Annotated in this window: 27 protein-coding genes and 2 pseudogenes; 13 read left to right on the top strand and 16 right to left on the bottom strand. The window is 57.4% G+C overall.

Annotated elements, in window-relative coordinates; genetic code table 11:
• Nucleotides 1–10: 10 nt before the first annotated feature.
• Entirely contained in the window at nucleotides 11–304 is a 294-nt protein-coding gene (locus tag ABWV79_RS08120; protein WP_234899364.1) for an antibiotic biosynthesis monooxygenase family protein, read from the bottom strand.
• Nucleotides 305–524: 220 nt separating this feature from the next.
• Here ABWV79_RS08120 and ABWV79_RS08115 point away from each other — a divergent pair, with 220 nt between their 5' ends.
• Nucleotides 525–1,226, top strand: coding sequence for an ORF6N domain-containing protein (locus tag ABWV79_RS08115; RefSeq protein WP_353391298.1), 702 nt, complete (start codon nucleotides 525–527; stop codon nucleotides 1,224–1,226).
• On the opposite strand, the gene ABWV79_RS08110 is transcribed toward ABWV79_RS08115, so the two are convergent.
• Both ABWV79_RS08110 and ABWV79_RS08105 read right to left on the bottom strand, forming a co-directional pair.
• Nucleotides 1,223–1,576, bottom strand: coding sequence for an MmcQ/YjbR family DNA-binding protein (locus ABWV79_RS08110; RefSeq protein WP_170353434.1), 354 nt, complete (start codon nucleotides 1,574–1,576; stop codon nucleotides 1,223–1,225). The genes ABWV79_RS08115 and ABWV79_RS08110 overlap by 4 nt on opposite strands.
• Before the next feature lie 7 nt (nucleotides 1,577–1,583).
• Nucleotides 1,584–1,874 carry an excalibur calcium-binding domain-containing protein gene (locus ABWV79_RS08105; protein WP_353391296.1) on the bottom strand — a complete coding sequence of 97 codons (291 nt, stop codon included), beginning with the start codon at nucleotides 1,872–1,874 and terminating at the stop codon, nucleotides 1,584–1,586.
• A gap of 258 nt (nucleotides 1,875–2,132) precedes the next feature.
• On the opposite strand from ABWV79_RS08105, the gene ABWV79_RS08100 reads away from it, so the two are divergent.
• Nucleotides 2,133–2,636: a HugZ family pyridoxamine 5'-phosphate oxidase gene (locus tag ABWV79_RS08100; protein WP_170353436.1), complete on the top strand. Its 504-nt coding sequence runs from the start codon at nucleotides 2,133–2,135 to the stop codon at nucleotides 2,634–2,636.
• On the opposite strand, the gene ABWV79_RS08095 is transcribed toward ABWV79_RS08100, so the two are convergent.
• On the bottom strand, nucleotides 2,621–3,028 hold the full coding sequence (locus ABWV79_RS08095; RefSeq protein ID WP_170353437.1) for a universal stress protein: 408 nt from the start codon (nucleotides 3,026–3,028) through the stop codon (nucleotides 2,621–2,623). The genes ABWV79_RS08100 and ABWV79_RS08095 overlap by 16 nt on opposite strands.
• A gap of 69 nt (nucleotides 3,029–3,097) precedes the next feature.
• Nucleotides 3,098–3,421 carry an antibiotic biosynthesis monooxygenase family protein gene (locus ABWV79_RS08090; RefSeq protein ID WP_170353438.1) on the bottom strand — a complete coding sequence of 108 codons (324 nt, stop codon included), beginning with the start codon at nucleotides 3,419–3,421 and terminating at the stop codon, nucleotides 3,098–3,100.
• Nucleotides 3,422–3,544: 123 nt separating this feature from the next.
• Here ABWV79_RS08090 and ABWV79_RS08085 point away from each other — a divergent pair, with 123 nt between their 5' ends.
• Nucleotides 3,545–4,225 (top strand): nitroreductase family protein, encoded by a 681-nt coding sequence (locus tag ABWV79_RS08085; protein WP_353391293.1) that lies wholly within the window; start codon nucleotides 3,545–3,547, stop codon nucleotides 4,223–4,225.
• Nucleotides 4,226–4,235: 10 nt separating this feature from the next.
• Here ABWV79_RS08085 and ABWV79_RS08080 read toward each other — a convergent pair.
• The 4 genes and pseudogenes from ABWV79_RS08080 to phhA all read right to left on the bottom strand — a co-directional run.
• Nucleotides 4,236–6,513 (bottom strand): annotated as a pseudogene (locus tag ABWV79_RS08080) (glycosyl hydrolase family 28-related protein).
• A 138-nt stretch (nucleotides 6,514–6,651) separates the two neighbouring features.
• Entirely contained in the window at nucleotides 6,652–7,053 is a 402-nt protein-coding gene (locus tag ABWV79_RS08075) for a DUF4864 domain-containing protein (protein WP_170353440.1), read from the bottom strand.
• Nucleotides 7,054–7,101: 48 nt separating this feature from the next.
• The gene (locus ABWV79_RS08070) at nucleotides 7,102–8,676 is read right to left on the bottom strand and encodes a lysine--tRNA ligase (RefSeq protein ID WP_353391291.1); all 1,575 of its coding nucleotides are present in this window, start codon (nucleotides 8,674–8,676) and stop codon (nucleotides 7,102–7,104) included.
• A 130-nt stretch (nucleotides 8,677–8,806) separates the two neighbouring features.
• Nucleotides 8,807–9,616 (bottom strand): annotated as a pseudogene (gene phhA / locus ABWV79_RS08065) (phenylalanine 4-monooxygenase); the annotation flags it as partial.
• A gap of 99 nt (nucleotides 9,617–9,715) precedes the next feature.
• On the opposite strand from phhA, the gene ABWV79_RS08060 reads away from it, so the two are divergent.
• On the top strand, nucleotides 9,716–10,183 hold the full coding sequence (locus ABWV79_RS08060; RefSeq protein WP_353391289.1) for an Lrp/AsnC family transcriptional regulator: 468 nt from the start codon (nucleotides 9,716–9,718) through the stop codon (nucleotides 10,181–10,183).
• An 83-nt stretch (nucleotides 10,184–10,266) separates the two neighbouring features.
• Entirely contained in the window at nucleotides 10,267–10,689 is a 423-nt protein-coding gene (locus tag ABWV79_RS08055) for a tellurite resistance TerB family protein (RefSeq protein ID WP_170353444.1), read from the top strand.
• On the opposite strand, the gene dacB is transcribed toward ABWV79_RS08055, so the two are convergent.
• The 3 genes from dacB to ABWV79_RS08040 form a co-directional block, all read right to left on the bottom strand.
• Nucleotides 10,686–12,164: a D-alanyl-D-alanine carboxypeptidase/D-alanyl-D-alanine endopeptidase gene (gene dacB / locus ABWV79_RS08050; RefSeq protein WP_353391287.1), complete on the bottom strand. Its 1,479-nt coding sequence runs from the start codon at nucleotides 12,162–12,164 to the stop codon at nucleotides 10,686–10,688. The genes ABWV79_RS08055 and dacB overlap by 4 nt on opposite strands.
• Nucleotides 12,165–12,229: 65 nt before the next feature.
• Nucleotides 12,230–12,850, bottom strand: a complete 621-nt coding sequence (locus tag ABWV79_RS08045; protein WP_353391285.1) for a nicotinate-nucleotide adenylyltransferase — start codon at nucleotides 12,848–12,850, stop codon at nucleotides 12,230–12,232.
• A 32-nt stretch (nucleotides 12,851–12,882) separates the two neighbouring features.
• On the bottom strand, nucleotides 12,883–13,353 hold the full coding sequence (locus ABWV79_RS08040; RefSeq protein WP_353391283.1) for an MOSC domain-containing protein: 471 nt from the start codon (nucleotides 13,351–13,353) through the stop codon (nucleotides 12,883–12,885).
• 137 nt (nucleotides 13,354–13,490) lie between these two features.
• On the opposite strand from ABWV79_RS08040, the gene ettA reads away from it, so the two are divergent.
• The 4 genes from ettA to ABWV79_RS08020 all read left to right on the top strand — a co-directional run bounded on the left by ettA (nucleotide 13,491) and on the right by ABWV79_RS08020 (nucleotide 17,049).
• Nucleotides 13,491–15,146, top strand: a complete 1,656-nt coding sequence (gene ettA / locus ABWV79_RS08035; RefSeq protein ID WP_353391281.1) for an energy-dependent translational throttle protein EttA — start codon at nucleotides 13,491–13,493, stop codon at nucleotides 15,144–15,146.
• A 293-nt stretch (nucleotides 15,147–15,439) separates the two neighbouring features.
• On the top strand, nucleotides 15,440–15,871 hold the full coding sequence (locus ABWV79_RS08030; protein WP_353391279.1) for a hypothetical protein: 432 nt from the start codon (nucleotides 15,440–15,442) through the stop codon (nucleotides 15,869–15,871).
• 242 nt (nucleotides 15,872–16,113) lie between these two features.
• Nucleotides 16,114–16,320 (top strand): cold-shock protein, encoded by a 207-nt coding sequence (locus tag ABWV79_RS08025; protein ID WP_170350547.1) that lies wholly within the window; start codon nucleotides 16,114–16,116, stop codon nucleotides 16,318–16,320.
• A gap of 168 nt (nucleotides 16,321–16,488) precedes the next feature.
• Nucleotides 16,489–17,049 (top strand): L,D-transpeptidase, encoded by a 561-nt coding sequence (locus ABWV79_RS08020; RefSeq protein WP_209195271.1) that lies wholly within the window; start codon nucleotides 16,489–16,491, stop codon nucleotides 17,047–17,049.
• Nucleotides 17,050–17,062: 13 nt separating this feature from the next.
• Here the strand turns inward: ABWV79_RS08020 and ABWV79_RS08015 are convergent, their stop codons facing one another.
• Complete coding sequence (locus tag ABWV79_RS08015) at nucleotides 17,063–17,689, bottom strand: arylesterase (RefSeq protein ID WP_353391710.1); 627 nt, start codon at nucleotides 17,687–17,689, stop codon at nucleotides 17,063–17,065.
• 48 nt (nucleotides 17,690–17,737) lie between these two features.
• Between ABWV79_RS08015 and ABWV79_RS08010 the strand changes: the two genes are divergently transcribed.
• Both ABWV79_RS08010 and ABWV79_RS08005 read left to right on the top strand, forming a co-directional pair.
• Entirely contained in the window at nucleotides 17,738–18,433 is a 696-nt protein-coding gene (locus ABWV79_RS08010) for an ABC transporter ATP-binding protein (RefSeq protein ID WP_353391277.1), read from the top strand.
• Nucleotides 18,430–20,958, top strand: a complete 2,529-nt coding sequence (locus tag ABWV79_RS08005) for an ABC transporter permease (protein WP_353391275.1) — start codon at nucleotides 18,430–18,432, stop codon at nucleotides 20,956–20,958. Before ABWV79_RS08010 ends, ABWV79_RS08005 begins: the two co-directional genes overlap by 4 nt.
• A gap of 2 nt (nucleotides 20,959–20,960) precedes the next feature.
• On the opposite strand, the gene ABWV79_RS08000 is transcribed toward ABWV79_RS08005, so the two are convergent.
• Complete coding sequence (locus ABWV79_RS08000; protein WP_170353454.1) at nucleotides 20,961–21,407, bottom strand: RrF2 family transcriptional regulator; 447 nt, start codon at nucleotides 21,405–21,407, stop codon at nucleotides 20,961–20,963.
• A gap of 94 nt (nucleotides 21,408–21,501) precedes the next feature.
• On the opposite strand from ABWV79_RS08000, the gene ABWV79_RS07995 reads away from it, so the two are divergent.
• Nucleotides 21,502–22,071, top strand: coding sequence for a gamma-glutamylcyclotransferase family protein (locus tag ABWV79_RS07995; protein ID WP_170353455.1), 570 nt, complete (start codon nucleotides 21,502–21,504; stop codon nucleotides 22,069–22,071).
• 66 nt (nucleotides 22,072–22,137) lie between these two features.
• Here the strand turns inward: ABWV79_RS07995 and gltX are convergent, their stop codons facing one another.
• The gene (gene gltX / locus ABWV79_RS07990; protein ID WP_353391272.1) at nucleotides 22,138–23,463 is read right to left on the bottom strand and encodes a glutamate--tRNA ligase; all 1,326 of its coding nucleotides are present in this window, start codon (nucleotides 23,461–23,463) and stop codon (nucleotides 22,138–22,140) included.
• Between the two features lie 233 nt (nucleotides 23,464–23,696).
• Here gltX and ABWV79_RS07985 point away from each other — a divergent pair, with 233 nt between their 5' ends.
• Entirely contained in the window at nucleotides 23,697–24,629 is a 933-nt protein-coding gene (locus ABWV79_RS07985; protein WP_353391270.1) for an MBL fold metallo-hydrolase, read from the top strand.
• A gap of 3 nt (nucleotides 24,630–24,632) precedes the next feature.
• Here the strand turns inward: ABWV79_RS07985 and ABWV79_RS07980 are convergent, their stop codons facing one another.
• The gene (locus tag ABWV79_RS07980) at nucleotides 24,633–25,961 is read right to left on the bottom strand and encodes an NAD(P)/FAD-dependent oxidoreductase (protein ID WP_353391268.1); all 1,329 of its coding nucleotides are present in this window, start codon (nucleotides 25,959–25,961) and stop codon (nucleotides 24,633–24,635) included.
• Nucleotides 25,962–26,012 lie beyond the last annotated feature (51 nt).

The raw sequence follows: 26,012 nt of genomic DNA, 5'->3' as shown, positions 1-26,012 counted from the left end.
GGGTCCGTGCTCACCCCTTATCCCAATGGGCAATCACATCATACCCAACTGGTGAGGGAGGGCCTTCCATAAATTCAGCAAAATGCCCCCAGAGCTCGGCCACTTTCGAGGCGTTCGCGTTCGATGTTTCCTCACTCTCGACCACCGAGATCACATAGCCTGAACCGTCTTCATTCATGACATTGGTAAAGCTGTGCATGCCGGGCATGCCCATAATTTCGGATTTCAGTGCATTCATCTTCTCAGTTGCGGCGTCACGGGTGCCGGGCTTCATTTTAAATTGAGTAATTCGCGCAAACATCATTTTCCTCCCTCATGGGACGAGATTGCGCTGTGCTGGGTTTATGCAACCTCGCCAAGAACATATTAACACGCCGCCAAATAATCTCATATTGAGAGTTTGTTTTTCGAGGTAATTTCAACTTTAAGCCTCAGCAATTTGCGACGGCTGACACTTCACAGTTGCAGCCCGGCGCTCTCTGCTTCACGTTTGAAATCACAAATTGTGATTCCAAAAGGTTGCCATGACGAACACCTTGCCCAGCACGCATGAGGTCCAAAGCGCCATTCACCGCGTGCGTGGCACCCGCGTGGTGCTGGCCGAGGATCTGGCACAGTTCTATGGAAAATCCGTCAGCGCCTTCAATCAGGCCGTGTCGCGCAACAAGGACCTGTTCGAGGGCTACCGCTTTCAACTGACCGATGCCGAAGTCGCCGATTTGCAATCACAAAATGTGATCTCAAAACCCAAGGGCCGCGGCGGGCGGCGAGTCAATCCTTGGGTCTATACCGACTACGGCGTGGCCATCGCCTCGGCCCTGTTCAAGGACTCGCGCGCGATCAGGATCACGCGGATGATTACCGAGGCCTTTGTCGACGGCGCGAATGCTTTGGCCGAAACCCCGCGCAGCGCGCCGGAAATCCTGCCGCCCGAAGATACACCCGCCCCGCTGCTGCCCAATGGTGAGCAGTTGCGCGATCTGGCCGAAAACATCCTCGATTCCGGGCAGCAGAGCCTTGTGGATTACATCGCCAACCCAACCACCAAGCGCCAGCAGGCCGTGGCGGCGATCATGAAAACCCTGGCTGAGACCGCAGGTGAAGAGGTCCGCACCCAACAGGAACGCCTGCGCCTGCGCATTGCCGAGCGTCTGGCTATCGGTGACTATGCCGATGATGATGACCGCAAACAGTTGCTGGAATTGCTGCAGGCGATGAAGGGTTAAACCCCCAGCTCTGCCCGCAACTTTTTGGTCAGCTTCGCAACGACCAGATCATAAGAGGTCACGATATGTTCGCGCAGCGACGCGTCACTCATCCCGCGTTCCTCGTGTACCTGCAGCCATTTCATCCCGCGCGAAGCCAAATAGGGCGCTGGGCGGATACCGGGCTCGTCGCTTAGAACCTCAAAGGCGAGATCGGTGGCTTTGAAGGTGAAAGCATCCTGGCCATTGTTCCAGCCGCAGATCGCAAACACCTTGCCGCCCACTTTCCAAACATCCGCATCACCCCATTGCACCACATGGGTGGTCGCTTTGAGAGTGTCGCAGAAACGGTTGAACTCGTCGCGGGTCATGCAGGGATCAGGGGCGCAGGAATTTGGCGTTACCGACCTGTTTCTCCGCTTGCAAAGGCGTCTCTACCGCGCTTTGTCGGCCAGAGTCGCATGCGATTCCATCTGCATCCGGGTCATTGCGCAAATGATAGCCAGGTTGCCCTTCGTAATACGGACCGGGCAGGATTTTTTGCGCCGCGTGGCACCCTCCGACAAGCGCAGCAAGGTGAAACACGGCCTCTTCCCGCTCAAAATCCGATGTGCGTATGAACACGCTCAGCGCAATCGCCGCAGTTGTGACCGGAAGCATCAGAATCATCAGCATAATCCGAACCGGTGACAGCGCCCTTTTACGGGTCACTTCCGCACGCCGCTGGCGTTCTGGGCAGGTCGGATCGGTAAAGACCGGACGCAGGGAGGATTCTCGGGTCGTCATACGGTCTGAGTATACACGGTTTGCGGCAATTCCGAGCCCCCTGAGTCCGAACACGAGTGATTAAGTTTTGGTGATCGGAACTGTCGCGAACCGAGACATCAAAGGTTAAAGTAATTTGGACCAGAGCAGGCGGGGCAAAGAATGACAGAAACGAACCCTTTTCGAGCCGTAGATGATTACGCCCGAAAACTGGCCTACGACCTTATTGCGTCGGCGACCTTCGGGGCGTTGGCGGTAAACCGCCCGGATACAGGGTTGCCATCTGTCTCTCGGATCGCGCTGGCCATGGCACCAGATGGGTTGCCCATGACGCTGATCTCTGCGTTAGCCGATCATACGCGCGCCCTGACCGCATATCCAAACTGCGCCATTTTAGTTGGTGAACCCGGCGACACCGGCGATCCGCTGACCCATCCGCGTCTGACCCTGCATGCGCAAGCCGGATTTGTCGTGCCCGGTACACCTGAACACTTTGACCTACGTGACAGCTACCTAAGCCAACGCCCAAAAGCCAAGCTGTATGTCGATTTTTCGGATTTCAGATTTGTCCGCTTTGCAGTCACTGACGCGCTGTTGAATGGCGGTTTTGGCAAGGCATGGCGCCTTGCCCCTGAAGATATTCGAGCCGATCAACGCACAACATGAACCGCACACGCCGCGTGCCGCACAACGTGGTTCGCCGTAGAGCCCAACAGCAAGTCCTGCATACCTGGGCGGTGCGATGCCATAATGATCAAGTCAGGTTTATGCTCACTGGCCCAATCCAGGATAGTACGGCCTGAATGCCCCTCGATCACGACACCCTTTGCATTGGGCAATTTGGCGGCAAGGCTGTCCAACTCGGCCTGAAGCGCTTTACGCGCCTCGGTCAGATACTCGGGTGGCATGTACGAGATCGCATAGTTGGGGATATGTTCAACCACGTGAAGCAGAGTGACCTGAGCATCTGGTGTTGCCAAAACCTCTGCCAGTTTCAAAGGGCCGGAAATATCCCGTTCTGCATCAAAGGAAATCGGGACCAAAATATTGTGATACATGACGCGTACCTCCGTTTCATTCATCGGAAATTTGCACCAATACCAAGGGGTCGGCTTTGATTTAGGTCACTAAGTACCAAATGTTTCGGCAACGTCATACATCACCGGCTCGAAGCTTTTGCACATTTCGTTTATTCTACGATTGCGGTCGCGCATTTCCGGTGTGCGTAGCATGGCCAGGAAATCCTCGCGCCGTTCCCATTGCGAATAGTTGGCAATCCGGGTTTGTGCATCATTGACATGTAAACCTGCGGCGATGAACCCCGGCTGCTTGGAAATGAACTCGGCATAGGCATCGGTCAGCGCTTCAAGCAGGTCATGACATGTGCCCGGCGTCATCTCGAATGTGGTGATTACGGTCTGGACGCTGGCATTTTTCGCGATGTGCGGCATCTGGAATCTCCCTTGTTCTGGTCGAGCCTAACACAAGTTCTAAAAAGGTCCCGGGGTTTCCTGAACGGTGCGCCACAAACCGGTAATTGCAAAAAAGTAAGAATAACTAACGATCCGTTAACCATGCTGCCCGATGCTTTGCGCATGTTCCGGCTTGGCTGTCTTTTTGCTCTGTTGTTTATGGCGTCCCCCGCGTGGCCCGGCGCCTGGCTGCGCGCCAAGGACTCGGCATTTGCTGCCGCGTCGGTCACAGTTTTCAAAGATGACTACGGGTACGACTATAAGTCAGCTCTGTATGCGGAGTGGGGGTACCGCGAGAACCTGACACTGGGTTTCGACTTTGAAGAAAACCGTGACATTTATGGGCACGCCACCGCTTTCGCCCGCGTTCCGGTTGCCGATTTGAAAAATATAGGGCGCTTTGCAGCTGAGTTCGGCGTCGGAGTGCATCACCGACACCGTGACGCATGGGCCCTTTACAAGGCGACACTGTCCTACGGCAAAGGTTTCCAGACTGGCTGGGGCAGCGGGTGGGTCGCAATTGACACAACGCTGGAATACCGAACTCACGATGCGCTTTTCAGAAAGCTGGATATTACGACCGGTCTGTCCGCACCCAGATTGCTCAACCCGCTGTTGCAGATAGAAACATCCTATCGCTCAGGGGACCCGTTGTATTGGCGTGTGCGCCCTTCAGTCATGATCCGCAAGCAGGATAGTCCGACAACATGGGTTCTGGGGTTGGAACGAAAAGATGCCCGCGATGATACGGGCATCAAGGTCGCAATATGGGCGGATTTCTGAAACCCGCAGATCAGACCTCCATTCGGATCATGGTAGACACCGTTCCGCGAAGTGACTGCGACCAGCGAAGGTTGATCACGTCATTGCCTGCACCTTGCTCAAGTTGGACATAAGGCGTGTCATGCACGATTTGCCCAAAACTATTCCTTAGCGGCCCCAGGACTGTGACCGCATCACACCCACGTGCTTTTCCCCCAAATGGTAAACGCCCTTGAGCCCAAACTCCCCACACTTGCGAGTTTGAGTTCTGCGAAAACCGCAAACGCAAAGGATTTTCGACCTTGGTCGTAACGCCGTGAAACGTGTTGTCCCTGACACTTACGTTCAGATGCCTAAAATGGTTCAGCCCCGCAAAAGTCGTGTCCACGCGTTCAGCCCGATCAATAGTCCCGTTGACCGACCGGAATTTGTTCCCAGCAATGACGACTCCATTCAGGAAATGCCCGGGGCCATGCGGGCGGATCACGATATTGCTGAACCACGGCGCAACCTCGTTGCAGTAAAAGATATTGTCTGTGATGGTCATGGCACTGAACGAAAACCCGGCCGTGTAAGTCGGGTTCGCATCCCTCTCGTTCGTCCATTGCACAAAACAGTTGTCGACGTAGTTCTCGGAAATGGTCGAGCTGTTGTATGTGCCAATCATGACAAGCCCTGCGCTGCGCACGCCTTGGGCAATACTGTCGCCCTGGAAGAAATGGTTACCAAGCACCAGGTTGTTCGTCCCCGCCAGAACAGCGAAACTTTGGAACCTGACAGCTCGGTTGTGTCGCAATTTGACGTCATTGGCCGTCGCATTCAAGGCAATGGACCTGCGGGCCGGCACATTGAACGACTCCTCGCTCGACAGGAACTGACAATTATCAATCAGCATTCCCTGACATCCCGTTCCAATCGAGGTGATGCCCCGGTCCTTCGGACGGCTTATGAAACAGTTGGCCACCGCAAAGGTACTCCCGGACGGAGCAAGCCGGATCGCGCTACAGCGACCGTTGCACTGAAACTCAATCTCCTCCATGCCGAACTTGCGCAGAGTGCCAAAGCCGATGAAATCCAAAAGGTACTTGAACGAATAAAACGTGAAATTTTGGGTGCCAGCGGCGTCAAAAATGGGGGCGTTCAACCTAATTTCACCCGCGCCCACGTTTTTGGACCGGACATAAATTTCGCGACCAACGCCGTTTCCCTGAACCAACGCACCAACTGGTATATTGGCCACATTGGCGACATTGGTCAGGCGAGTCGGGTCCGAAGGGTTATAGGTGGCGACCGAAGTGAAAGTTTCGGTATCCCAAGCCGAATTGCTTTTCACATCAAACTGGCCGTTTCGGATGACGCGGCGCGTGGAAAAACCACTCTGTCGGTTTGGAACCGCCGCAGCCATATCTATCGGACCGTTGACCGAAATTTTGCGCCCACCCATGTCTAGCGATTCATGATCCGAATTGTTTAGCAACGCCTGAAACGCTTTTTTAAAGGCCAGCTCTTCGTCCCCAAGAGCCGTGATGTAGGCGGGCAGGTCAAAGTTTTTCGTCAGTAGCAACATCTTGTCGTCAGGCATTGTGACAGTGCCTTCAAACTCGATCTCAGAGGCGATGGTCGTGTTTTGCGTCAGCGCATATGTCCCTTCTGACACGAAAACACGGCGCCCGGCCGCCGCCTGATCAGCAGCCACAAATGCAGCCGTATCATCTGCGACGCCATCACCAATCGCACCGAAGTCACGCACATCCACAAGGCTGATCATATCGCGTAGGAAAACACTTGTGACATCGGTGATCTCGATATCATCAACGCGAACAACGGCACCGTTTGACCCGACCAAGTCCAATCCGAAGTGGCCGTACAGCGCTGCGACGCCCCACGGCATATCAACACCGTTGCGCTGACCCGTGCCAACAATCGCGGTGATTTCCTGAACCCTGCCATATCCCGAAAGCTGGGTTGCGGGGCCTTGTTCGATCACTCCTGTCACCTGCACCCCCTGCCCATGCGGCGATCCGAACTTCGGGCAAGGGACCGCTGATCGCTTTCACCCTCGCTTTGATCTGAAGATAACACCCCGGCTGCAAAGGTGTCTGACCCATGTACCGCAGCTTTTGCGTGGCGCTGACCTTCAGGATCTCGAGACAGCCGCCAAAATCCGCATCCGCAGGAACGAACGCGCCAGTGCCCGATCCGTCATAAGTGGGCGACCCCGGCGTGCCGTCTCCGCTGGACCAGACGTTCAAACCGTTTGCGAAAGCAGGCGGCATGAACACCATGCCGTCGGTGATTGCCTTGTTCATAGAAATCCCTTTCCCAATCGCGCCACAGCCAAAAGCTACGCGCATTAACCCAGTGTCCGGGGGAATGCCCCGAACGCATAAGTCTGAGTAAGGAAAAGGAATTAACCAACGCTCATGCCAGCGCACGTTGGTGTTGCATCAGGCCGACGGATCGCCGTTACCCAGAAGCTGCACGCCATTGATCTTCCAGCCGTTTTCACGCTGCACCATCTGATAGTCCAGAATATGCACCCGGCCGTCGACGTCGGTGATCATCACCTTCTGCCACAGCAAACCCGAGACTTCGCGGAGTTCCAGAAACCGCACATCCGACGGACGCCAAACCATCGGATAGCCGCGCTTGACCATCACGCCGAAATTCTCGGGCGTCTGAAACAGACGTTGGATGTTGGGGCTGGCAAATGTGAACGCAGTGGCGAAATCATCCGCCTGAAACGCCTGTATCTGGGCGGCGATATTGGCCTCGATCTCGGCATTCTGGGCAAACGCACCCGTGGCCAGACCGGCACTCAGGGACAAAGCAAGCAATAGTCGACGCATGGGGCTACCTCCTAAACCAAGGGTAGCCCCACACGGCATCAGGTCAAATCAGACCAGTTCTCCGGCCAGAGCCTTGTCGATCAGAGCGATGGTTTCGGGCACGCCATACAGTGCGATGAACCCGCCAAAGCGCGGGCCTTGCGACGCACCCAGCAGCACTTCGTACAGGGCCGTGAACCAGCCGCGCATCGGATCAAACCGCTCGCGCCCGATGGAATAGACCACCGATTGCAGCGCCTCATCCTCAATCGGGCCGTCATAAGCCTCAAGCGCAGCTTTCAACGCCTCCAGCGCCTCGCGTTCCTGATCCGTCGGCGCGCGATGCTGACGGGTGGGTTTGACGAAATCGTTGAAGTAGCGAACCGCAAAACCCGCCGCCTGATCGAGATCGGGATGGGTCTCAGCCGTAGCCTCCGGCGCGTAGCGGCGGATAAAGCCCCACAGCGCTTCTTTGTCCTCGGCACCAGATACTGAAGCCAGATTCAGCAGCATGGCAAACGGCACCATCAGCGTGGATTCGGGAACCTCACCGCCATGGATATGCCAGACAGGGTTGTTCAACTGCGCCTTCAGCTCTTGCCCGGGATAGGCGCGCAATTGCTGGTGATACTCATCCACCGCCTTGGGAATGACGTCGAAATACAGACGCTTGGCCGTCTTGGGCTTTTGGTACATGAAATACGACAGGCTTTCGGGTGCGGCATAAGTCAGCCACTCTTCCATCGACAAGCCATTGCCCTTGGACTTCGAGATCTTCTGCCCTTGCTCATCATTGAACAGCTCATAGCTCAGCGCCTCGGGCGGCTGCTTGCCCAACGCCCGGCAGATTTTCGACGATTGCGTGACTGAATCGATCAGGTCTTTGCCGGACATCTCATAATCCACGCCCAGCGCGGCCCAACGCATAGCCCAGTCGGGCTTCCACTGCATCTTGACGTTGCCTCCCGTGACCGGGATTTCGACCTTTTCGCCATCAGGCTCCTGATAGACAATCGTGCCTTTGGCCACGTTACGCTCTAGCGTCGGCACTTGCAGCACGTGGCCGGTTTTCGGGCTGATCGGCAAGAAGCATGAATAGGTCTCGCGCCGCTCGGGCCCGAGGGTCGGCAGCATGATTTCTTGTATCTTGTCGAAGCGATCCAGCGCGATCAGCAGCGTCTCATCAAACTTGCCGCTGGTGTAGTAATCAGTGGCCGAGGCGAATTCATACTCGAACCCGAAACTGTCCAGAAAGTCGCACAGCATCGCGTTGTTGTGCTGCGCGAAGCCTTCATGCGTGCCAAACGGGTCGCGCACCTTGGTCAGCGGCAGATGCAGATCTTCTCTCAACTCATCCTGCATCGGCACGTTGGTCGGCACCTTCCGGAACCCGTCCATATCATCTGAGAAGCAGATCAGCTTGGTCGGGATATCGCTGATCTGTTCAAACGCATGCCGCACCATCGAGGTCCGCGCGACCTCGCCAAAGGTACCGATATGCGGCAGGCCCGACGGGCCATAGCCGGTCTGGAACAGCACATACCCCTTTTCAGGCGCACCCTTCTGATAGCGTTTGAGGACCCGGCGCGCCTCTTCGAAAGGCCAAGCCTTGGACGACATCGCGGTTTCACGCAGTTCAGACATTTTTTAGGTGCTCCATCGGGAAATACAGCGCCGGACGCCCCATGCGGCCCGACCGGCCCCTCCTATTGTGCCGGTGCAGCATGAGTCAATAAAGCGCGCTGTTTTTCTGAACGGAAACCCTGACTGCGGCTTACTCGGCTGCCGTTACTTTCGGTGGAAACTTATTAGGCAACAGACCCAAACACTTTGCCTGATGCACATCAGCCAGCAGATCCCTATCAGCGGCGGCAAACAGTTCTTCGGGGTCGCCCAGTACAAAGTACCCCATCTGGTGCATGTCGATCCGATAAGGCGTGCGCAAGATTGTCAGAATATCGAACGGGTCCCGGTCAGGAATGTCGCTTTCCACAGCATAGACCAGTTCCGTGGGCGAGGACGCCAGCCCCGAGCCCAGCGCCTTGATCTGCCCGTCCTGTCGGCGCAATCCAAATTCAACCGAAAACCAATAGAGGCGTATCAGCCACGCATAGTCCTTGTCCCCCGCCTGCACCCCGGCCTTGCCGATCGCATGGCTGAAAGCCGCAAAACGCGGGTCGCTCAGTAGGGGCGTGTGGCCGAAGATTTCGTGAAAGATGTCGGGTTCTTCAATATAGTCAAAATCCTCGCGCGACCGGATGAACGAGGCTGCAGGAAAAACTCGATCCGCCAGCATACCAAAAAAGGTTTTGAACCCGATCAGCGCCGGAACCGGTTGAACCCGCCACCCGGTCAGGTCCAGAAGACGCTCGGATATATCCGCGCAGGACGGAACGCGGGTTTCGGGCATCTCCAACCGCTTCAACCCGTCCAGATATTCACGCGCCATGTAGCGCTGCACATTTTCCTGCTGCGCTGCATAAAGGTCCGCCCAAACCGCATCCTCTTCGGCAGTATAAGCAATATGGCCCCGCGCGTCGGCCTGTTTGGCCACGTATTTGGTGGATTTGGGCATGGAACGTCCTCCTTGATAGAATTTTAGCCCATACTCGTGGTAAAATTGACCTCATGGCGTGAGTAATTGCTAGATTTTTGACCAAAACATTTCGATAATTCTTAAGTTATGACCCAAATCCTTCAGTCTGCCGACATCGCCATTCTACAAGAGCTTCAGTCAGACGGACGTCTGTCCATGCAGGATCTCGCCGACCGGACCGGGCTGTCGGCCTCGCAATGCTGGCGGCGTGTGCGAGATCTTGAGGCCACAGGCGTCCTCGCAGGATATGCCGCGCGCGTACCCGCAAAATCGGTGGGGCTGAACGCGATCGCCTACGTTCACATCGCCCTGAAAGACCACCAAGAAGACAGCATCGCGTCCTTCCTGCGTCTGGTCGAGACAGAACCCCAGATCGTCGAATGCGCATCGATTACCGGAGATCACGACTTCATCTTGAAAGTCTATGCGCGTACGCCCGAAGACCTTGAGCATTTCATTATGCAGCGCTTACTGAAGTCCGGCCTCGTAAGAGATACCCGCAGCAATTTCGTGTTACGTCAGACGAAAACGCGCGGACCTCTGCCCATCCTGTGACGCTTTGGCCGCCGAAATGCGTTGAACCCGATCCCGGTCCCTCCTATCGTGCGCCCTCAGAACAGCTTTATCAGGACCCCGCCATGACCGATCAAGTGCCTCACCCGATGTCCCCACAGGATTGCCTTGTTGCGATTATGGTGGCGATTTCAGCGTCGGACGAAACCATTCGCACGGCTGAACTGGTCAAAATCGAAGGCGCGGTGAACATGCTCCCGGTTTTTGCAGAATACGATGCCGACCGCACCCGGCGCGTATCGCAAATCGTGTTCGACCTTTTCGAGCAAGAGGACGGGTTAGACGCATTGTTCGGCCTGATCCGCGAAAACCTGCCCGCGCGATTGAACGAAACAGCCTATGCACTGGCCTGCGACGTGGCAGCCGCTGATGGGTCGCTGGCGGAAACCGAGCTGCGTTTGTTGGAAGAAATCCGGTACGAGTTGAATATCGACCGCTTGCATGCTGCAGCGATCGAGCGTGGCGCGCGTGCGCGTCACACGACTTAACTGCCGCTTAGGGTTCCCCATCTTGCAATGAGGGCGCGCTGCAATCTGCGCGACCGGCTATTCCAACTTCGTGCGCCTGACGGGCGTTCGCGTTGAGAGCGTGGTATTTTTGCGCGATGATCAACATCGGCGGTAAAGATGGCGAAAGCCAGTTCAGACCCGTCAGGCGTCGTAATAAATCCACCCAGGCCGGACACGAAATTCAACGTCCCGGTTTTGGCGTCCACCTTGATTGGGTGGTTCTTGACAGGCCGGCCTTGACTGTCAGTTAGATTAAACCGTTTCAGCAATGGACGCAGCGCGCCAGATTTTTGCGCCTCGACCAGCATCTTGACCAGAGCGCTTGGGGCTATGCGCGACGCATCCCCCAATCCCGAGTGATCCACCATTGCGACGCCATCAACCCCATAAGTCTCGGCGGCCCAAAGGTTCATCTCATCTGCCGAATCCGTCAGACTCTGCAATTCCGCGCCACGCGCTCTTGATGCCGTCATACCCACCATTTCGGCAGTGATATTGGTTGAGTATTTGAGCATTCCGCGCAAAATGCTGTCCAGCTGATCGCTGTTATGCACAACCAAAGCAAGACCGACTGGCGCTTGGCGCGTCACTTGCACCCGATCCAAGACAATCCCGTTGGATCGGGCAAGCGTCCGAAACACATCTCCCGCATAAAGGGCGGGTTTGCGCACCGGTAGCCATCGCGCTCCGCCGTTGCCAAGGGCAGCGCGCGCAACAGTCCAGCGATCCTGCCGGGCACTGGCTTCATAGGTGTAGATCGGGGCTTTGCGGGCTTCGACCCACATCGTCGCCATGTCCACCGCGGGCTTATACCGCGCGCTGCGCGCATCCATGGTCACATCGTAGTTGGTTCCGGCCCGTTTCCATTCAAAATGAACACGGTTGAAGTTTAGGGATATCCCGCTGATGGCAGGGCTGTAACCCAAATGGTCAGGTTGCCCTGGATCAATGCTGAACACGTAAGGCAACGCCCCATCATACACTTTGAATGCGCCCCGAACTTCGGTGATCCCAACCTCGCGCAGATTGGCTGCCATCGTTGCCAAGGCATCTGTATCCAACAATGGGTCGCCGCCACCCACAAGGATCAGGTCGCCATTCAAAACGCCATTTTCAATGGTGCCATCCGCAACCAGCTTTGTCTCAAAGCGGAATTCCGGGCCCAGAACATCCAACGCGTAAAGCGCGGTCAGTGCTTTTGCCACGCTCGCTGGTGGCAAGCCGAGATCTCCTCCAACCGCTTCCAACTCGACCCCGGTCTGCGCATCGGCAACGGCGAAAGCAACCTCACCGCGCAAACCCGCAGCTTGTATCAGACGTTCCGCCCCTAGCGGTTGCGCGCCCCGGAGTTGCGGCCGCAGGGAAACCAGCGGTGCGTTCGCCAGGGCAACGCCCGGAGCCATCGCTGCCCCAAGGCCAGCCAAAACAAAACGACGTGTGAAACGATCAGCCATAGCCAATTAAAATCCTACAGATCGCGGGCGAACAACCGGTCAAAAGGATTATGCTCCGGTGGGGGCTATTCCGGCAACACCCCATTCGCCGTGATGCCGCGATTGCGAAGTTCAGTTGAACTCACATCAAGCATTGGGACATTGACAAAACACCACGCCGGGGCCTGCGCCCGCCCCAGAAGATGCCGCGCCTGCCCGTCTATGCGATACGTCGCATAGACCTTGGCCGCCGGAGACATTCGCGCTGAAATACGATCACCTGGGCGTGCGACAACACCGACAGGCACGTTATCCATGATGGTTCGCCAATCTTGCCAGAGGTGGAACTGGGCAAGGTTGTCAGCCCCCATGATCCATACGAACCGCACCTGCGGATAAAGTCGCTGCAATGCCACCAGAGTATCTGCGGTCGCCCGGGTCCCCGTCGCCGCCTCGATATCCGTGACCTCCACACGCGGGTGCTGCATCACGTTCTGCGCGGCGTGGACACGCTCCGCCAATGGCGCTGGTCCTCGTGTTTTCAGGGGATTTCCGGGGGATACCAGCCACCATACTCGATCCAATCCAAATGCCTTCATAGCCTCTCGCGTGACATGAACATGTCCCTGATGCGGTGGATCAAAAGACCCCCCGAACAGACCGATTACCTGACCGGGCCTCGCGTATGGTATGGCAAAACGTTCCATCCTGTGCTGTTGTTCAGAACTGGGACGGCTTGTCAATCAACGGGCTGAACGACATCGCCCAGCACGACCCGGCCGGGCTTGACGACTTCAGCACACCAGCCCCCGTGGCCGCGCACGGCAGAATAGCCGCCTTTACCGAAAGCCTCCTCCATCCGGCTGCAGGGCGCGCAGATCACGGTAAAGCGCAAAATCGCTTCACCGACTTGCACCTCGCGCCCCTTGAGAGCGGCCAGATTGATCCCTGAAACAACCAGATTGCGCCGCAAGATTTCAGGCGCGACCAGCCCGCGACCCAGATACGATCCAATCGCGACCAGATGCTCCTGCTGGATCAGGGTCACGGCACGCTTGCCCGCACGAGCGCGGTCGCCTTCCAAACCATCGGCGGAGATCAAAACAGTATCAACCGGTTGAACCTCGGCCCTGCGATCAGGTCGCAGACCAATCCATTCCAGCCGACCCGGCTTGGCCCATCCTGCAATCAGTGCCGCCAAATCCGCCATGCTTCCCCCTTTGCTACAATCGGACAACTACCGCCGCACATCCGAATGCAAAATTCACAAAACCACCAGCTTGCCCCGCCCGCCCCGCTTGGATATCAAGCGGATCAACCCAATTTCCCCGACCCAGAGGACGCGACATGGCCGCCTATCAATATGTCTACCACATGCAGGGTGTCTCAAAGACCTATCCCGGTGGCAAGAAGTGCTTTGAAAACATCCACCTGAGCTTTCTGCCCGGCGTGAAAATCGGTGTTGTCGGCGTCAACGGCGCGGGTAAATCGACCCTGATGAAGATCATGGCCGGTCTCGACAAGGATTTCACCGGCGAGGCATGGGCCGCCGAAGGTGCCAAGGTCGGCTACCTGCCTCAGGAACCGCAGCTGGATGAATCGCTGACCGTCCGCGAAAACGTTATGCTGGGCGTGGCCGAGAAGAAAGCGATCCTCGACCGTTACAACGATCTCGCCATGAACTACTCGGACGAAACAGCCGATGAGATGGCCAAGCTGCAGGACGAGATCGACAGCCAGAACCTCTGGGATCTCGACAGCCAGATCGACGTCTCGATGGAGGCGCTGCGCTGCCCGCCGGACGATGCCAACATCGCCAACCTCTCGGGCGGTGAAAAACGTCGCGTGGCGCTCTGCAAGCTGCTGCTGGAAGCGCCCGACATGCTCCTGCTCGACGAACCGACCAACCACCTGGACGCCGAGACCATCTCCTGGCTGCAACAGCACCTGATCGACTACAAGGGCACCATCCTGATCGTCACGCACGACCGGTATTTCCTGGATGACATCACCGGCTGGATTCTGGAACTCGACCGTGGCCGCGGCATTCCTTACGAGGGCAACTATTCTGCATGGCTGGAACAAAAAGCCAAACGGCTGGAGCAGGAAGCCCGCGAGGACAAGTCCAAACAGAAGACCCTGCAGCGCGAATTGGAATGGATGCGTCAGGGTCAAAAGGCCCGTCAGGCCAAGTCCAAAGCCCGGATCAACGCCTATAACGAGCTGGCCGAGCAGTCCGAACGCGAAAAGCTGACTCGTGCCCAGATCGTCATCCCCAACGGCCAGCGCCTTGGCGGCAAGGTGATCGAGGTCGAGGGTCTATCGAAACACATGGGCGACAAGCAACTGATCGAAGGGCTGGACTTCGCACTGCCCCCCGGCGGCATTGTGGGCGTCATCGGCCCCAACGGTGCGGGTAAATCGACGCTCTTCAAGATGCTCACCGGTCAGGAACAACCCGACAGCGGCACCATCACGCTGGGCGACACGGTACAGCTGTCTTACGTCGACCAGTCCCGCGACGATCTGGCGGACAACGACACTGTGTGGGAGGCGATCACCGGCGGGGCCGAGATCATCCAGCTGGGCGACGCACAGGTCAATTCCCGCGCCTATTGCTCGTCTTTTAACTTCAAGGGCGGCGACCAGCAGAAAAAGGTCTCGCTGCTGTCAGGCGGTGAGCGCAACCGCGTCCACATGGCGCGTCTGCTGAAAGAAGGCGGCAACGTCCTGCTGCTCGACGAACCGACCAACGATCTGGACGTTGAAACCCTGCGCGCGCTGGAAGACGCGCTGGTCGATTTCGCCGGCTGCGCCGTGGTGATTTCGCACGACCGCTTTTTCCTCGACCGTATCTGCACGCATATTCTGGCGTTTGAGGGTGATGCCCATGTGGAGTGGTTCGAGGGCAACTTCGAGGACTACGAAGAGGATAAAAAGCGCCGTCTGGGACCGGACGCGCTGGAGCCCAAGCGGTTGAAGCATAAGAAGTTTGCCCGGTGAGAACCCGAATTTCCAAACGTGTGTTCCAATCGCTGTTCTTGGCGATTGGACGCATTGCAAGGTTTGGAAAGACATCAGACCGCGACCATTGCGTCATAGTCGCAAGCAACGGTCGATCCGGAAGTACCGTGACGTATCTTGCCCTTAGCAAGGCACTTTGAAAAAGAAACCCTTCAGCTGTAGAACGCTCGGCCTTCGTTGCTCGTCTCAAGGACGCCGAATTCAAAGCGCCGTTCATCTACAAGACCCATGATTTTCCGCAGGCGTTGTTAGAGTGGCCGGCCGAAACCAGAGTGGTCTTTTGCTTCGGTTCCACCAAAGATTCGGCCTTTTCCGTCTATTCGGCAAAAGAGCGGTATGGCGAAGATTGGATCCGACAGCATTTTTATCACCTTCGTGCGACTGGCGAATATTGCGATCTGTTTCAGCGGGATATTCTGCAACAAGCCAAGCAGATAAAAGAATGGGCCGTATTTGAGGGCGTCCCCGTTTTATGCGTTCACTATGATGCGATATGGGATCATCAAAACGACATATCGGAATTTACCGGCCTGAAAATGAAGCTCCCGAAACGTGAACAGCGCGCGCCCAAAGAGATTCCGACTGAACTCAGGTCGGCGGCAAGCCAAGTCTACGATTCGATTGATGAAATTGTCGAAGAACTGCCAAGGTGTTTCATAGCATCACCCAAATTCGCTGATATTGTCGCCAAGCTTCCGGTTTAGGTGCAAAGCGGAAGGCCAGCGCAAACCCGCTAACTCGGGCGATCGATGACGCCTTATGAACCGATTACGGTACACAAAGACGATCACCCTTGCCACATCCCTACACCAATGCCATATCCAAAGGGCTAACGTTTTTCTATTTCGACCTACTGTCTCCTCTTTCGGCGCTCAGTCATTCGATCCAGACTACGACGCCAGGCTGCCGCATCCCCGTGGGCAGCACCAAACAGGAGAATACGGATATGCCCGCAGGCACCGTTAAATGGTTCAACACCACCAAAGGCTACGGCTTTATCGCACCCGAAGATGGCGGCAAAGACATCTTCGTTCACATCTCGGCTGTCGAGCGTTCGGGCCTGACCGGTCTGGCCGACAACCAGAAAGTCACGTACGAGCTGCGCTCGGGTCGTGACGGCCGCGAAAGCGCCGACGACATTCAACTGGCATAAGCCATTGAAAGGGCAGAGGCTTTCCTCTGCCCTTTTTCTCAAAGGGCCCGAAAAGTGTGGCCCGTTGACGACATCACATTTCAGTTACTCTTCACCGCAGATTGACCGGATCGGATATCATTCCGACACTCTGTTCAAGATTTTGTTTTTCGAGTGAAGAGATACGACATGTTCACACGCCGAAGCTTCATGACAAGCGCCACCGCCCTAAGCCTTGTGCCGGGCGTTGCATCAGCAAAAACGAAGACTGCTGAATACGACCCGACGCCCCAGTACGTTCGGATCAAGAAAGAATTCCTGCCCGGCCAGCTTCTGGTCGTACCGAGGTCTTTCTACCTGTATTTCGTGACCGAACCGCGCAAGGCGATTCGCTATGGCTGCGGAGTCGGCAAAGCAGGGCTCGAGTTTACGGGAACAGCGACCATCGACGTCAAGAAAGAGTGGCCCACATGGCGCCCCACCAACGAGATGATCGAGCGCGAGCCGGTAACCTATGCCCGTTTCAAGGATAACGACTACGTCCAACCCGGCGGAGGGGACAACCCGCTTGGCGCGCGGGCGTTGTACCTGTTTCAGAACGGGGTCGACACGTATTTTCGCATTCACGGCACCACGCAGCCACAGACGATTGGCACCGCCGCATCAAACGGATGCATCCGGATGCTGAATTCACATGTTGTCGATCTTTACGAACGTGTGCCGATCGGAACCGTGGTTACGGTTGTTTGATCCATCCTAGGGCTTAATTGGCAAGATCCAGAACGTAAGGCCCAAGGTCCTGAACGATTAACGCAACGCCTTCGGCATTGGGGTGGATGCCGTCAGGTTGCATAAATCGGCGCGCTGCATTCGGGTCTGCGTCAGATGTGAGACCCGTGAAAAAGCTAGGGGCATAAGCGGTGTCAAATTGCTGCGCAAGATCAGGGTACATCTGATCGAAGGCCGCCTTGTATTCAGCTCCGTAGTTGCCCGGGGCCTGCATGCCGACCAGCAAGACCTCAACACCCGCCTCCTGCGCGGTTTTCAGGATGGCTGTAAGATTGGCGCGTGAAACGGCCGGGTCGATTCCCCTCAATAGGTCATTTCCGCCAAGCGCGACGATCAACCCGTCAACTTCGGGGGTCAGGGTCCACCCCACCCTTGCCGCACCGCCAGCGGTCGTGTCGCCTGAAACACCGGCGTTGATCAAGCGGATGTCAGCATTCTGACCTTCAAGCCAACGGCCAAGTTGCGGCACAAACCCATCACGCTCTGGCAGGCCGTACCCTTGCGTCAGGGAATCCCCCAATGCGGCAATTACAACGGTTTCCGCTGTTGCCATGACGCCCCAGCAGGCAAAAAGCACCGTGATCAAAGCCTTGCGCAACATCATAACCGCTCCATATCAATCATCAACGCCCCCGCTTTGGATCGCCCCATGACTCTACCAGTTCTGTCCCTTGAACATGCCGCTTTATCGCTGGATGGCAATGCCGGTCGGGTGGATATCCTGCATGACATCACTCTTTCGGTTGCACAGAATGAAACTCTGGGGCTGGTTGGGCCGTCCGGGTCTGGCAAGTCTTCGCTGCTGATGCTGATGGGTGGGTTGGAACGGGCAACCAGCGGCAAGATCAGCGCACTCGGCCAGGACTTGAGCCGTATGGACGAAGATGCTTTGGCTCGGTTCCGTCGAAACACGATGGGCGTGGTGTTCCAGAACTTTCACCTGATCCCAACCATGACGGCATTGGAAAATGTAGCGACGCCGCTGGAACTTGCCGGCCAGAAAGATGCATTCTCCCATGCGCAAGCGGAATTGGATGCGGTCGGCCTTTCCCACAGGCACGAACACTACCCTGCACAGCTGTCGGGTGGCGAACAACAGCGCGTCGCACTTGCGCGCGCGGCTGCTCCTCGACCGAAAATATTGCTGGCGGATGAGCCAACTGGAAACCTTGATGAAACCAACGGCGCGGCAATCGTCGATCTTCTTTTTGACCTGAGGGACCGCCACGGCGCGACATTGGTTCTTGTAACCCACAGCCATAGCCTGGCCCGTAGGTGCGACCGTGTGATCCGCTTGCGCGATGGCAGGATTACCGAAGACACACGGCAAGAGGCCGCCGAATGAGCCTGCGCCTTGCGGGGCGGCTAGCGCGGCGCGAATTGCGCGGCGGCTTGCGTGGTTTCCGCGTTTTCCTTGCCTGTCTGGCGCTTGGGGTGGCTGCCATCGCAGCTGTTGGCTCGGTCAGATACGCAATTCAGAGCGGCCTGTCACAGGAAGGGGCCGCGTTGTTGGGCGGAGACGCACAGTTAGAGTTCACCTATCGCTTCGCGTCCGACGATGAGCGTGCTTGGATGGCACAGGCGGCCGAGGCAACCTCCGAAGTCGTCGATTTCCGGTCGATGGCCGTAACCGGACAGGCAGAGACCGCGCAGCGCGCGCTGACGCAAGTAAAATCCGTGGACGATGCCTATCCTTTGGTGGGCGAAACCGTATTAGAGCCCACCATGACTCTGTCCCAAGCTCTTGAGGGCGATCAGGGTTTGCCCGGTGCGGTCATGGACCCGTCTTTAATGGACCGATTGAACCTTTCGGTAGGCCAAACTTTTGCTCTTGGCTCGCAAGGCTTTGTACTGACAGCTGCGCTTATCCATGAACCCGACGGAGCGGCAGACGGGTTCGGGCTGGGCCCACGCACACTGGTTCGCACCGAGGATTTGGGCAGTTCGGGGTTGTTGGCACCCGGAACACTGTTTTCAACCAAGTACCGGTTGGACTTGCCACGCGACACTGACCTTGCCCAGCTGGCCACGACCGCAGAAAAGACGTTCGACAGCACCGGAATGCGATGGACCGACGCCCGAAACGGGGCACCCGGCATCGCAGAGTTCGTAGATCGGCTCAGCGCGTTTCTGGTGTTGGTTGGCCTGTCCGGACTGGCTGTCGGAGGTATCGGCGTATCAGCCGCCGTACGGGCCTATTTGTCACAAAAAACGGAAACGATTGCGACGCTGCGCACACTGGGTGCGGATCGAGCAACAATTTTCCAAACCTATATGATCCAGATCGGGATCCTGTCTGGTATCGGGATCCTGCTGGGCCTTGTGCTGGGTGGTCTGACACCGGTGCTTCTTGCCCCATTGATCGAGGCGCGCCTGCCCGTACCCGCAGTGTTTTCTGTCTACCCCAAACCGCTGGCCGAGGCGGCACTTTATGGAGTGCTAACTGCGTTTTTGTTTACCCTTTGGCCATTGGCCCGCACTGAACAGGTCCGCGCGGCAACACTCTTCCGCGATGCCCTTTCATCGGCACGCGTTTTTCCGCGCCCTGTATTCCTCATGGCGACGGTCATCGGGCTGGGATTGCTTGTTGCCTCTGCAGCTTGGTTCAGCGGATCGACCCGCCTGACGCTCTGGACTGCCGGAGGGTTGGTCGGCGCGCTGGCGCTGTTGGCCCTATCCGCATTTGCCATCCGCAAGCTGGCTCGTGTCAGCGCCCCCTGGGCACGCGGTAAACCCGCAATGCGATGGGCGCTGTCGGCCATTTCCGATCCACGGGAAGGGGCAGCGTCGGTTGTTCTTTCGCTTGGGCTGGGATTGTCTGTTTTGGCGGCAGTTGGTCAGATCGACGGCACACTTCGCAATGCGATCTCGGGAAATCTGCCGGATGTGGCACCGTCGTATTTTTTCGTAGACATCCAAAAAGACCAGATGCCCGGCTTTCTCGAACGTCTGGAAACCGACCCGGCGGTCAACCGCATCGAGAGTGCTCCGATGCTGCGCGGCATCATCACTCAGATCAACGGCAGCCCTGCGCGTGATGTGGCGGGTGATCACTGGGTTTTGGACGGCGACCGAGGCGTTACGTATTCAGCAACGCCACCAAGCAACGCGCGTGTCACCAAAGGGGACTGGTGGGACGAGGACTATGCAGGCCCCCCTCAGGTCAGTTTCGCCGCGGAAGAAGCCGAAGAGATGGGGCTTAACCTTGGCGACATGCTAACAGTCAACATCCTCGGGCGCGACATCACGGCAGAGCTGACATCCCTGCGCGAAGTCGACTTTTCCAATGCTGGCATGGGATTCATCATGTCGATAAACCCGTCCGCCTTGGCCGGAGCACCGCACAGTTTCATCGCGACAGTCTACGCCGAAGAACAGGCCGAAGGTCCGATACTGCGTGACCTTGCCGGGCAGTTTCCCAATATCACTGCCATTCGGGTGCGCGACGCAATTGACCGGGTATCAGACCTACTGGCCGGTCTGGCCGCTGCGACCTCTTACGGCGCAGGCGTATCGCTGTTGACCGGGTTTCTGGTTTTGATCGGCGCCGCTGCGGCGGGCGAACCGGCCCGACGATATGAAGCCGCGATCCTGAAAACGCTGGGCGCTGACAGGCGTCGCATCCTGCTCAGCTTCGCCATGCGCGCAGCTCTCTTGGGGGCAGCAGCCGGAAGCGTGGCACTGTTGACGGGTATTCTGGGCGGATGGGCCGTCGCCACCTATATTTTTGACACTCGTTTTGCGGTCATCTGGCCCTCGGCCATTGGCATTGTTCTGGCCGGAGTTCTGGTCACGCTGGGCGCAGGTCTGATCTTCGCTTTGCGCCCTCTCGCGGTGAGACCGGCCCGCATTCTGCGCGCCAGTGACTGATCCTATCGCACGCAGGCCACGGGTTGCAGTATCTGCAACAGTTGGTCGTTATCGCATACCAGCGCGTCCAGCGTGATGTCGTCTAACGACGCATAAAACACTTCGGCAGCATCTTGCAGCGCCAACCGCAAACGGCACGCATCGGTCAATGGGCAAGTGTTGTCTGCATCGGCAAAACACTCGGCCAGCGGCAGGTTCCCTTCGACATGGCGAAAGACCGACCCGATACGAATCTGGTCAGCGGGTCTGGCAAGCGTCATGCCTCCGTTTCGACCCCGTTGCGTGCTAAGATAGTTAAGCTGGCTCAGTTGATTGATCACCTGCGCCAAGTGGTTTTCCGAGATGTTGCACACTTCGGCAATCTCGGATTTGGTCACAAGCCTGTCCTGATGCGCGGCACAATACATCAGCAGGCGCACCGCAATATTCGTCCGTTTGGTAATGCGCATGGTCGCCTCCCAAATTTCAAGATGCGACCTTATTGCATGTCCTGCAAAAAAGCGGTTTGACATACATCAATCGGCGCAAAGGACACAGTGGCACATGGCAGACCCTTACTTCTTTGGCTACGGAAGCCTGGTCAACCTTGCGACCCACGATTTTCCGGATGCCCGCCCTGCCCGCCTGAAGGGCTGGCGCCGCGCGTGGCGGCATACGGACCTTCGCCCGGTGGCATTTCTAACGGCCATCCCTGATCCGAACAGCGAAATCGAAGGTATGATCGCACATGTGCCTCGAAACGATTGGGCCGCTCTGGATGAACGCGAATGGGCCTATGACCGAGTACCCGCAACCCAAGCCGTGACACATCCCCTGACTCATGATGTGGAAATCGCCGTCTATGCAGTGCCTCATGGCCGTCACGCCGAACCGACCAATCGCCATCCCTTGCTGCTCAGCTATATCGACGTGGTTGTACAAGGCTATCTGCGGGCCTTTGGCGAAGCCGGGGCGGACCGCTTTTTTGCCACCACTGATGGATGGGATGCTCCGATCCTGAACGACCGCGCCGAACCTCGCTATCCGCGCCACCAGCAGTTGAAACCGAATGAGACCGAATTTGTGGATACCCGCCTGCAGCATCTTTCTGCAAAACTGGTCCACTCTTTGTAAAAAAGGCCGGGAACGCTTGCCCGGCCATTCTTTGGTAGAAAATACGCACGCCGCAGAGCGCATTTATCACCCGCGCGCGCGGATCACTTGCAGCAAAGGCAGCAAAGTCGCCATTTCCGGTCCGCGCTCCATCCCTGTCAGCGCTTTGCGCAACGGCATGAAAAGCCCCTTACCTTTGCGGCCCGTGGCCTCTTTGACGGCCTTGGTCCAGGCACCCCAGGTCTCACCATCAAACGGTCCTTCTGGCAACAGCGCAACGGCTTCGGCGATGAATGCCTGATCCTCGTCAGCGATCAAAGGTTCGGCCCCGTCGCGGCACAGATCCCACCAGCCCTTCAGATCAGCCAGAGTTGTGATGTTCTCGCGCGCCATGGCCCAGAACGACTCGGCCAGCTCAGCCGGGACACCCGCATCGGCGACCGCATCGGCCACATCGGCCAGTGGCAACGATTGCAGGTGTTTTGCGGTCAGCGGAAACAGGTCCTGCACGTCGAATTTGGTCGGTGCCGCGCCAAAACGGCCAATGTCAAACCCGTCAATCAGCTCGGCCATGTCCGAACGCAATTCGACCGGATCAGAGGACCCTAGACGCGCCATCAAGCTTAGCAGAGCCATCGGCTGCACGCCCTGTTCGCGCAGATCGCGCAAGGCCAGCGTACCCAGACGTTTCGACAGCGCTTCACCCTGCGGGCCAGTCAGCAGCGAGTGGTGCGCAAAGCGCGGGCAGTCTCCGCCCAGCGCCTGAATGATCTGAATCTGCGTCGCGGTATTGGTCACATGGTCCGAACCGCGCACCACATCGGTCACGCCCATCTCGGTATCGTCGACCACCGACGCGATGGTGTACAGAACCTGACCATCCCCCCGGATCAGCACCGGATCAGACACTGACGCCGCATCAATCGAGATGCCGCCGAGAATACCATCATTCCACTCGATCCGCTCGTGATCCAGTTTGAAGCGCCACACACCATTGCCACGTTCCGCGCGCAGAGCCTCTTTCTCGGCCGCCGACAGGTTCAGCGCGGCGCGGTCGTAGACCGGCGGCTTGCCCATGTTCAGCTGCTTCTTGCGTTTCAGGTCCAGCTCGGTCGGTGTCTCGAATGCCTCATAGAAACGACCCATCTCGCGCAGCTTGTCGGCTGCTTCGGCATAGCGATCCAGACGGTCGGACTGACGCTCGACCCGGTCCCAATGCAAACCCAGCCACTCCAGATCCTGCTTGATCGCGTCGACATATTCTTCCTTCGACCGCTCGGGATCGGTGTCGTCGATGCGCAGGATGAACGTGCCGCTTGCCTTGCGAGCGATCAGATAGTTCATCAGCGCGGTGCGCAGGTTGCCCACATGGATGTAACCGGTGGGCGACGGGGCGAAACGGGTGGTTGTCATAGGTGTCTCCTGTTGGCGCGGCTCTTGTCACAGGATGGGCATTTTGTCCAGCACATGCAGGAAAACGGGGCGGCAGGAAACAAATCTGCCTTCAGATCCGGCGCGGATCGTAACATGAGCAAAAATTAACATGCTATGTTCGCTCACGCAGCCCATTTCACTGATGTGTGAACTGGCAAGTGGCCTTCACCGATCTAGGATTACAACTGGTGCTCTGACAGGGAGAATGAGACATGACCATCAAACTGACACGCCGCGCAGCGCTCGGATCAGCCGCAGCATTGCCTTTTGCCGCCGCTGCAACCCCGGTGCTGGCAGCAACGAACGAAACCAAAGCGAACTCGACAATCGCCAAATCTTTTCAACTGGGCGATTTCACGGTCACCTCGCTTTTGGATGGCAGTTTGCCGCGTGACGGCGCCAAAGAGATTTTCGGCGGCGGTGCCTCGGACGAGGAATTTGCCAAGGTCTCGGCCGACAATTTCATCCCTGCCGACCAAGCACAATTCTTCTTTACCCCGACGCTGGTCAACACGGGATCCGAGCTGGTTCTGTTCGACACCGGCTTGGGTCAGGGCGGTATTCAGGCCGCTCTTGCGGATGCGGGGGTTACCGCTGATCAGATCGACGTCGTCGTGCTCACCCATATGCATCCCGACCACATCGGCGGCATGACAACCAATGATGCCCCCACATTTACCAACGCGCGTTTTGTGACCGCTTCGCCCGAATATGATTTCTGGGCAGCTCAGGATGCAGGGAACCGCGTCGGCGATCTGGTTGCCGCCAAGGTCACTCCGCAAGCTGAAAAGATGACATTCCTTGGCGATGGCGGAGAAGTCGCATCAGGCATCACAGCCGTCGCGGCGTATGGCCATACACCGGGCCACACTGTCTATCACCTTGAAAGCAACGGGCAGCGTCTGGTTCTGACTGCTGACCTCGCAAACCACTATGTCTGGTCTTTCGCGCATCCCGAATGGGAGGTTCGCTTTGACATGGACAAGGCTGCAGCCACAGCATCACGCCGTAAGGTTTTGGGTATGCTGGCCGCAGATAAAGTCCCGATGATCGGATTCCATATGCCGTTCCCTGCAGCAGGTTTTGTTGAAACACGCGGGGATGGTTTCCGCTTTGTCCCCATCAGCTATCAGATGATGGGCTAACCCTTAATATCCTGGGTCCGGCCGCACGCGTGAGCCATCGGTAAAACGTGACAGACGAAACGCGGCCGGATCAACACATGGTGTTGTGTCCGCGACCAAATCAGCCATAAGGCGGCCCGCGCCGGGCGCTATGCCAAAGCCGTGGCCGGAAAATCCCGTGGCGATGAACATACCCGGCATCATATCCACACCCGAAATGACAGGTATGGCATCGGGTGTAACGTCGATCATCCCCGCCCAACTCTGAACCAGTTCACTTGCCTGTAAGGCCGGAATTGCTTTCTGCGCACTCGCCCAAGCGCGGCGAAGAACCTTGCCCGAAGGATCGGGGTCCAGAACGCGGGTATGCTCGAACGGCGTGACATCGGTAGGCAGCCACGATCTGTCCTCTTGTGCTTCGACCGCCCAACGTTTGGACCATCGGAACCGGAGTGATCGCCATTCCTGCCGAAATGCGGGCAGAAAACGCCGGGCCAATCGAAAGCTGTCAGGGACGATATCCACCATATTCTCATGGCCAGATGCTATTGTGTACCCTCCGTCCGCACGTTTACGAATTGCGAAGTCGTCCGACCATAAAGCTGTCTCGGGACCTGCAACCGGAGAAGCCCGTAACACCGTGTTCAGCACTTTGAGCTGTGGCAAATCTATACCCGCGTTGCCTGCGAAAAGGCGGGACCAGGCACCTCCTGCCAATACCGCGGAATCACAGGCGACACGGCCGCGTTCAGTGAAAACCCCGGCAATGCGCCCATCCTGCACATCCACGCTGCGCACTGCACAGTTGGTCATGAGCACCGCACCCCTGTCGCGGGCTGCCTCGGCGATCGCAGGGGCTGCCCACTGCGGCTCGGCCCGCCCATCGCGAGGCATGTAAAGCGCGTAGTTCAATCCAGTTTTGTGGTCCGGCAACACAGCGTCCAGTTCAGTGCCAGACAGCAATTCTGCGCCTGTCTGCAATCCCTCAACATGCTGCGCCCACCGTTCGAGGTTTTGGGCCCCGCGGCGACCCGAAGCACCAAACAGAATTCCTGACCGGGTAAATCCGGTTTTGCGCCCGACACGGTCATCAAGCCCATCCCAGAGTTTCTGGGCCTCCAGCATCAAAGGAATTTCGCGAGGATCCCGCAAACCCAATCGCACCCAACCCCAATTGCGCGAGCTCTGCTCACCAGCTATGTGGCCTTTTTCGCAAAGTAGAACCCGTGCGCCCCGCTCGGACAGCTCCAAAGCGGTTACGGCACCAATAATTCCTCCTCCGATCACCACGACATCCACGGATTTCGGAAGGTTCAAATCTGGTTCCACGTGGGTGGGTTTCGGGCCGGGCATCTACCGCTCTTTTATCATTGCTCGGACCGCAATGAATGCCCGTCGCACAAC

It is taken from the genome of Ruegeria sp. HU-ET01832 (assembly GCF_040371315.1).
GTDB classification, from domain to species: domain Bacteria; phylum Pseudomonadota; class Alphaproteobacteria; order Rhodobacterales; family Rhodobacteraceae; genus Ruegeria; species Ruegeria lacuscaerulensis_A.
This window is presented reverse-complemented; position numbering and strand designations above follow the sequence as displayed.

Bases quoted from the DNA above. Each gene is read 5' to 3' on its own strand.
- ettA (WP_353391281.1), top strand. From the start codon at position 13,491: ATGGCCGCCTATCAATATGTCTACCACATGCAGGGTGTCTCAAAGACC.
- ABWV79_RS08110 (WP_170353434.1), bottom strand. From the start codon at position 1,576: ATGACCCGCGACGAGTTCAACCGTTTCTGCGACACTCTCAAAGCGACC.
- ABWV79_RS08010 (WP_353391277.1), top strand. From the start codon at position 17,738: ATGACTCTACCAGTTCTGTCCCTTGAACATGCCGCTTTATCGCTGGAT.
- ABWV79_RS08020 (WP_209195271.1), top strand. From the start codon at position 16,489: ATGTTCACACGCCGAAGCTTCATGACAAGCGCCACCGCCCTAAGCCTT.
- gltX (WP_353391272.1), bottom strand. From the start codon at position 23,463: ATGACAACCACCCGTTTCGCCCCGTCGCCCACCGGTTACATCCATGTG.
- ABWV79_RS08055 (WP_170353444.1), top strand. From the start codon at position 10,267: ATGACCGATCAAGTGCCTCACCCGATGTCCCCACAGGATTGCCTTGTT.
- ABWV79_RS08100 (WP_170353436.1), top strand. From the start codon at position 2,133: ATGACAGAAACGAACCCTTTTCGAGCCGTAGATGATTACGCCCGAAAA.
- ABWV79_RS08000 (WP_170353454.1), bottom strand. From the start codon at position 21,407: ATGCGCATTACCAAACGGACGAATATTGCGGTGCGCCTGCTGATGTAT.
- ABWV79_RS08095 (WP_170353437.1), bottom strand. From the start codon at position 3,028: ATGTATCACAATATTTTGGTCCCGATTTCCTTTGATGCAGAACGGGAT.
- ABWV79_RS08005 (WP_353391275.1), top strand. From the start codon at position 18,430: ATGAGCCTGCGCCTTGCGGGGCGGCTAGCGCGGCGCGAATTGCGCGGC.
- ABWV79_RS08045 (WP_353391285.1), bottom strand. From the start codon at position 12,850: ATGGAACGTTTTGCCATACCATACGCGAGGCCCGGTCAGGTAATCGGT.
- ABWV79_RS08090 (WP_170353438.1), bottom strand. From the start codon at position 3,421: ATGCCGCACATCGCGAAAAATGCCAGCGTCCAGACCGTAATCACCACA.
- ABWV79_RS07985 (WP_353391270.1), top strand. From the start codon at position 23,697: ATGACCATCAAACTGACACGCCGCGCAGCGCTCGGATCAGCCGCAGCA.
- ABWV79_RS08115 (WP_353391298.1), top strand. From the start codon at position 525: ATGACGAACACCTTGCCCAGCACGCATGAGGTCCAAAGCGCCATTCAC.
- ABWV79_RS08025 (WP_170350547.1), top strand. From the start codon at position 16,114: ATGCCCGCAGGCACCGTTAAATGGTTCAACACCACCAAAGGCTACGGC.
- ABWV79_RS07980 (WP_353391268.1), bottom strand. From the start codon at position 25,961: ATGCCCGGCCCGAAACCCACCCACGTGGAACCAGATTTGAACCTTCCG.
- ABWV79_RS08060 (WP_353391289.1), top strand. From the start codon at position 9,716: ATGACCCAAATCCTTCAGTCTGCCGACATCGCCATTCTACAAGAGCTT.
- ABWV79_RS08085 (WP_353391293.1), top strand. From the start codon at position 3,545: ATGCTGCCCGATGCTTTGCGCATGTTCCGGCTTGGCTGTCTTTTTGCT.
- ABWV79_RS08015 (WP_353391710.1), bottom strand. From the start codon at position 17,689: ATGTTGCGCAAGGCTTTGATCACGGTGCTTTTTGCCTGCTGGGGCGTC.
- ABWV79_RS08120 (WP_234899364.1), bottom strand. From the start codon at position 304: ATGATGTTTGCGCGAATTACTCAATTTAAAATGAAGCCCGGCACCCGT.
- ABWV79_RS08070 (WP_353391291.1), bottom strand. From the start codon at position 8,676: ATGTCTGAACTGCGTGAAACCGCGATGTCGTCCAAGGCTTGGCCTTTC.
- ABWV79_RS08075 (WP_170353440.1), bottom strand. From the start codon at position 7,053: ATGCGTCGACTATTGCTTGCTTTGTCCCTGAGTGCCGGTCTGGCCACG.
- ABWV79_RS07995 (WP_170353455.1), top strand. From the start codon at position 21,502: ATGGCAGACCCTTACTTCTTTGGCTACGGAAGCCTGGTCAACCTTGCG.
- ABWV79_RS08105 (WP_353391296.1), bottom strand. From the start codon at position 1,874: ATGATTCTGATGCTTCCGGTCACAACTGCGGCGATTGCGCTGAGCGTG.
- dacB (WP_353391287.1), bottom strand. From the start codon at position 12,164: ATGGCTGATCGTTTCACACGTCGTTTTGTTTTGGCTGGCCTTGGGGCA.
- ABWV79_RS08040 (WP_353391283.1), bottom strand. From the start codon at position 13,353: ATGGCGGATTTGGCGGCACTGATTGCAGGATGGGCCAAGCCGGGTCGG.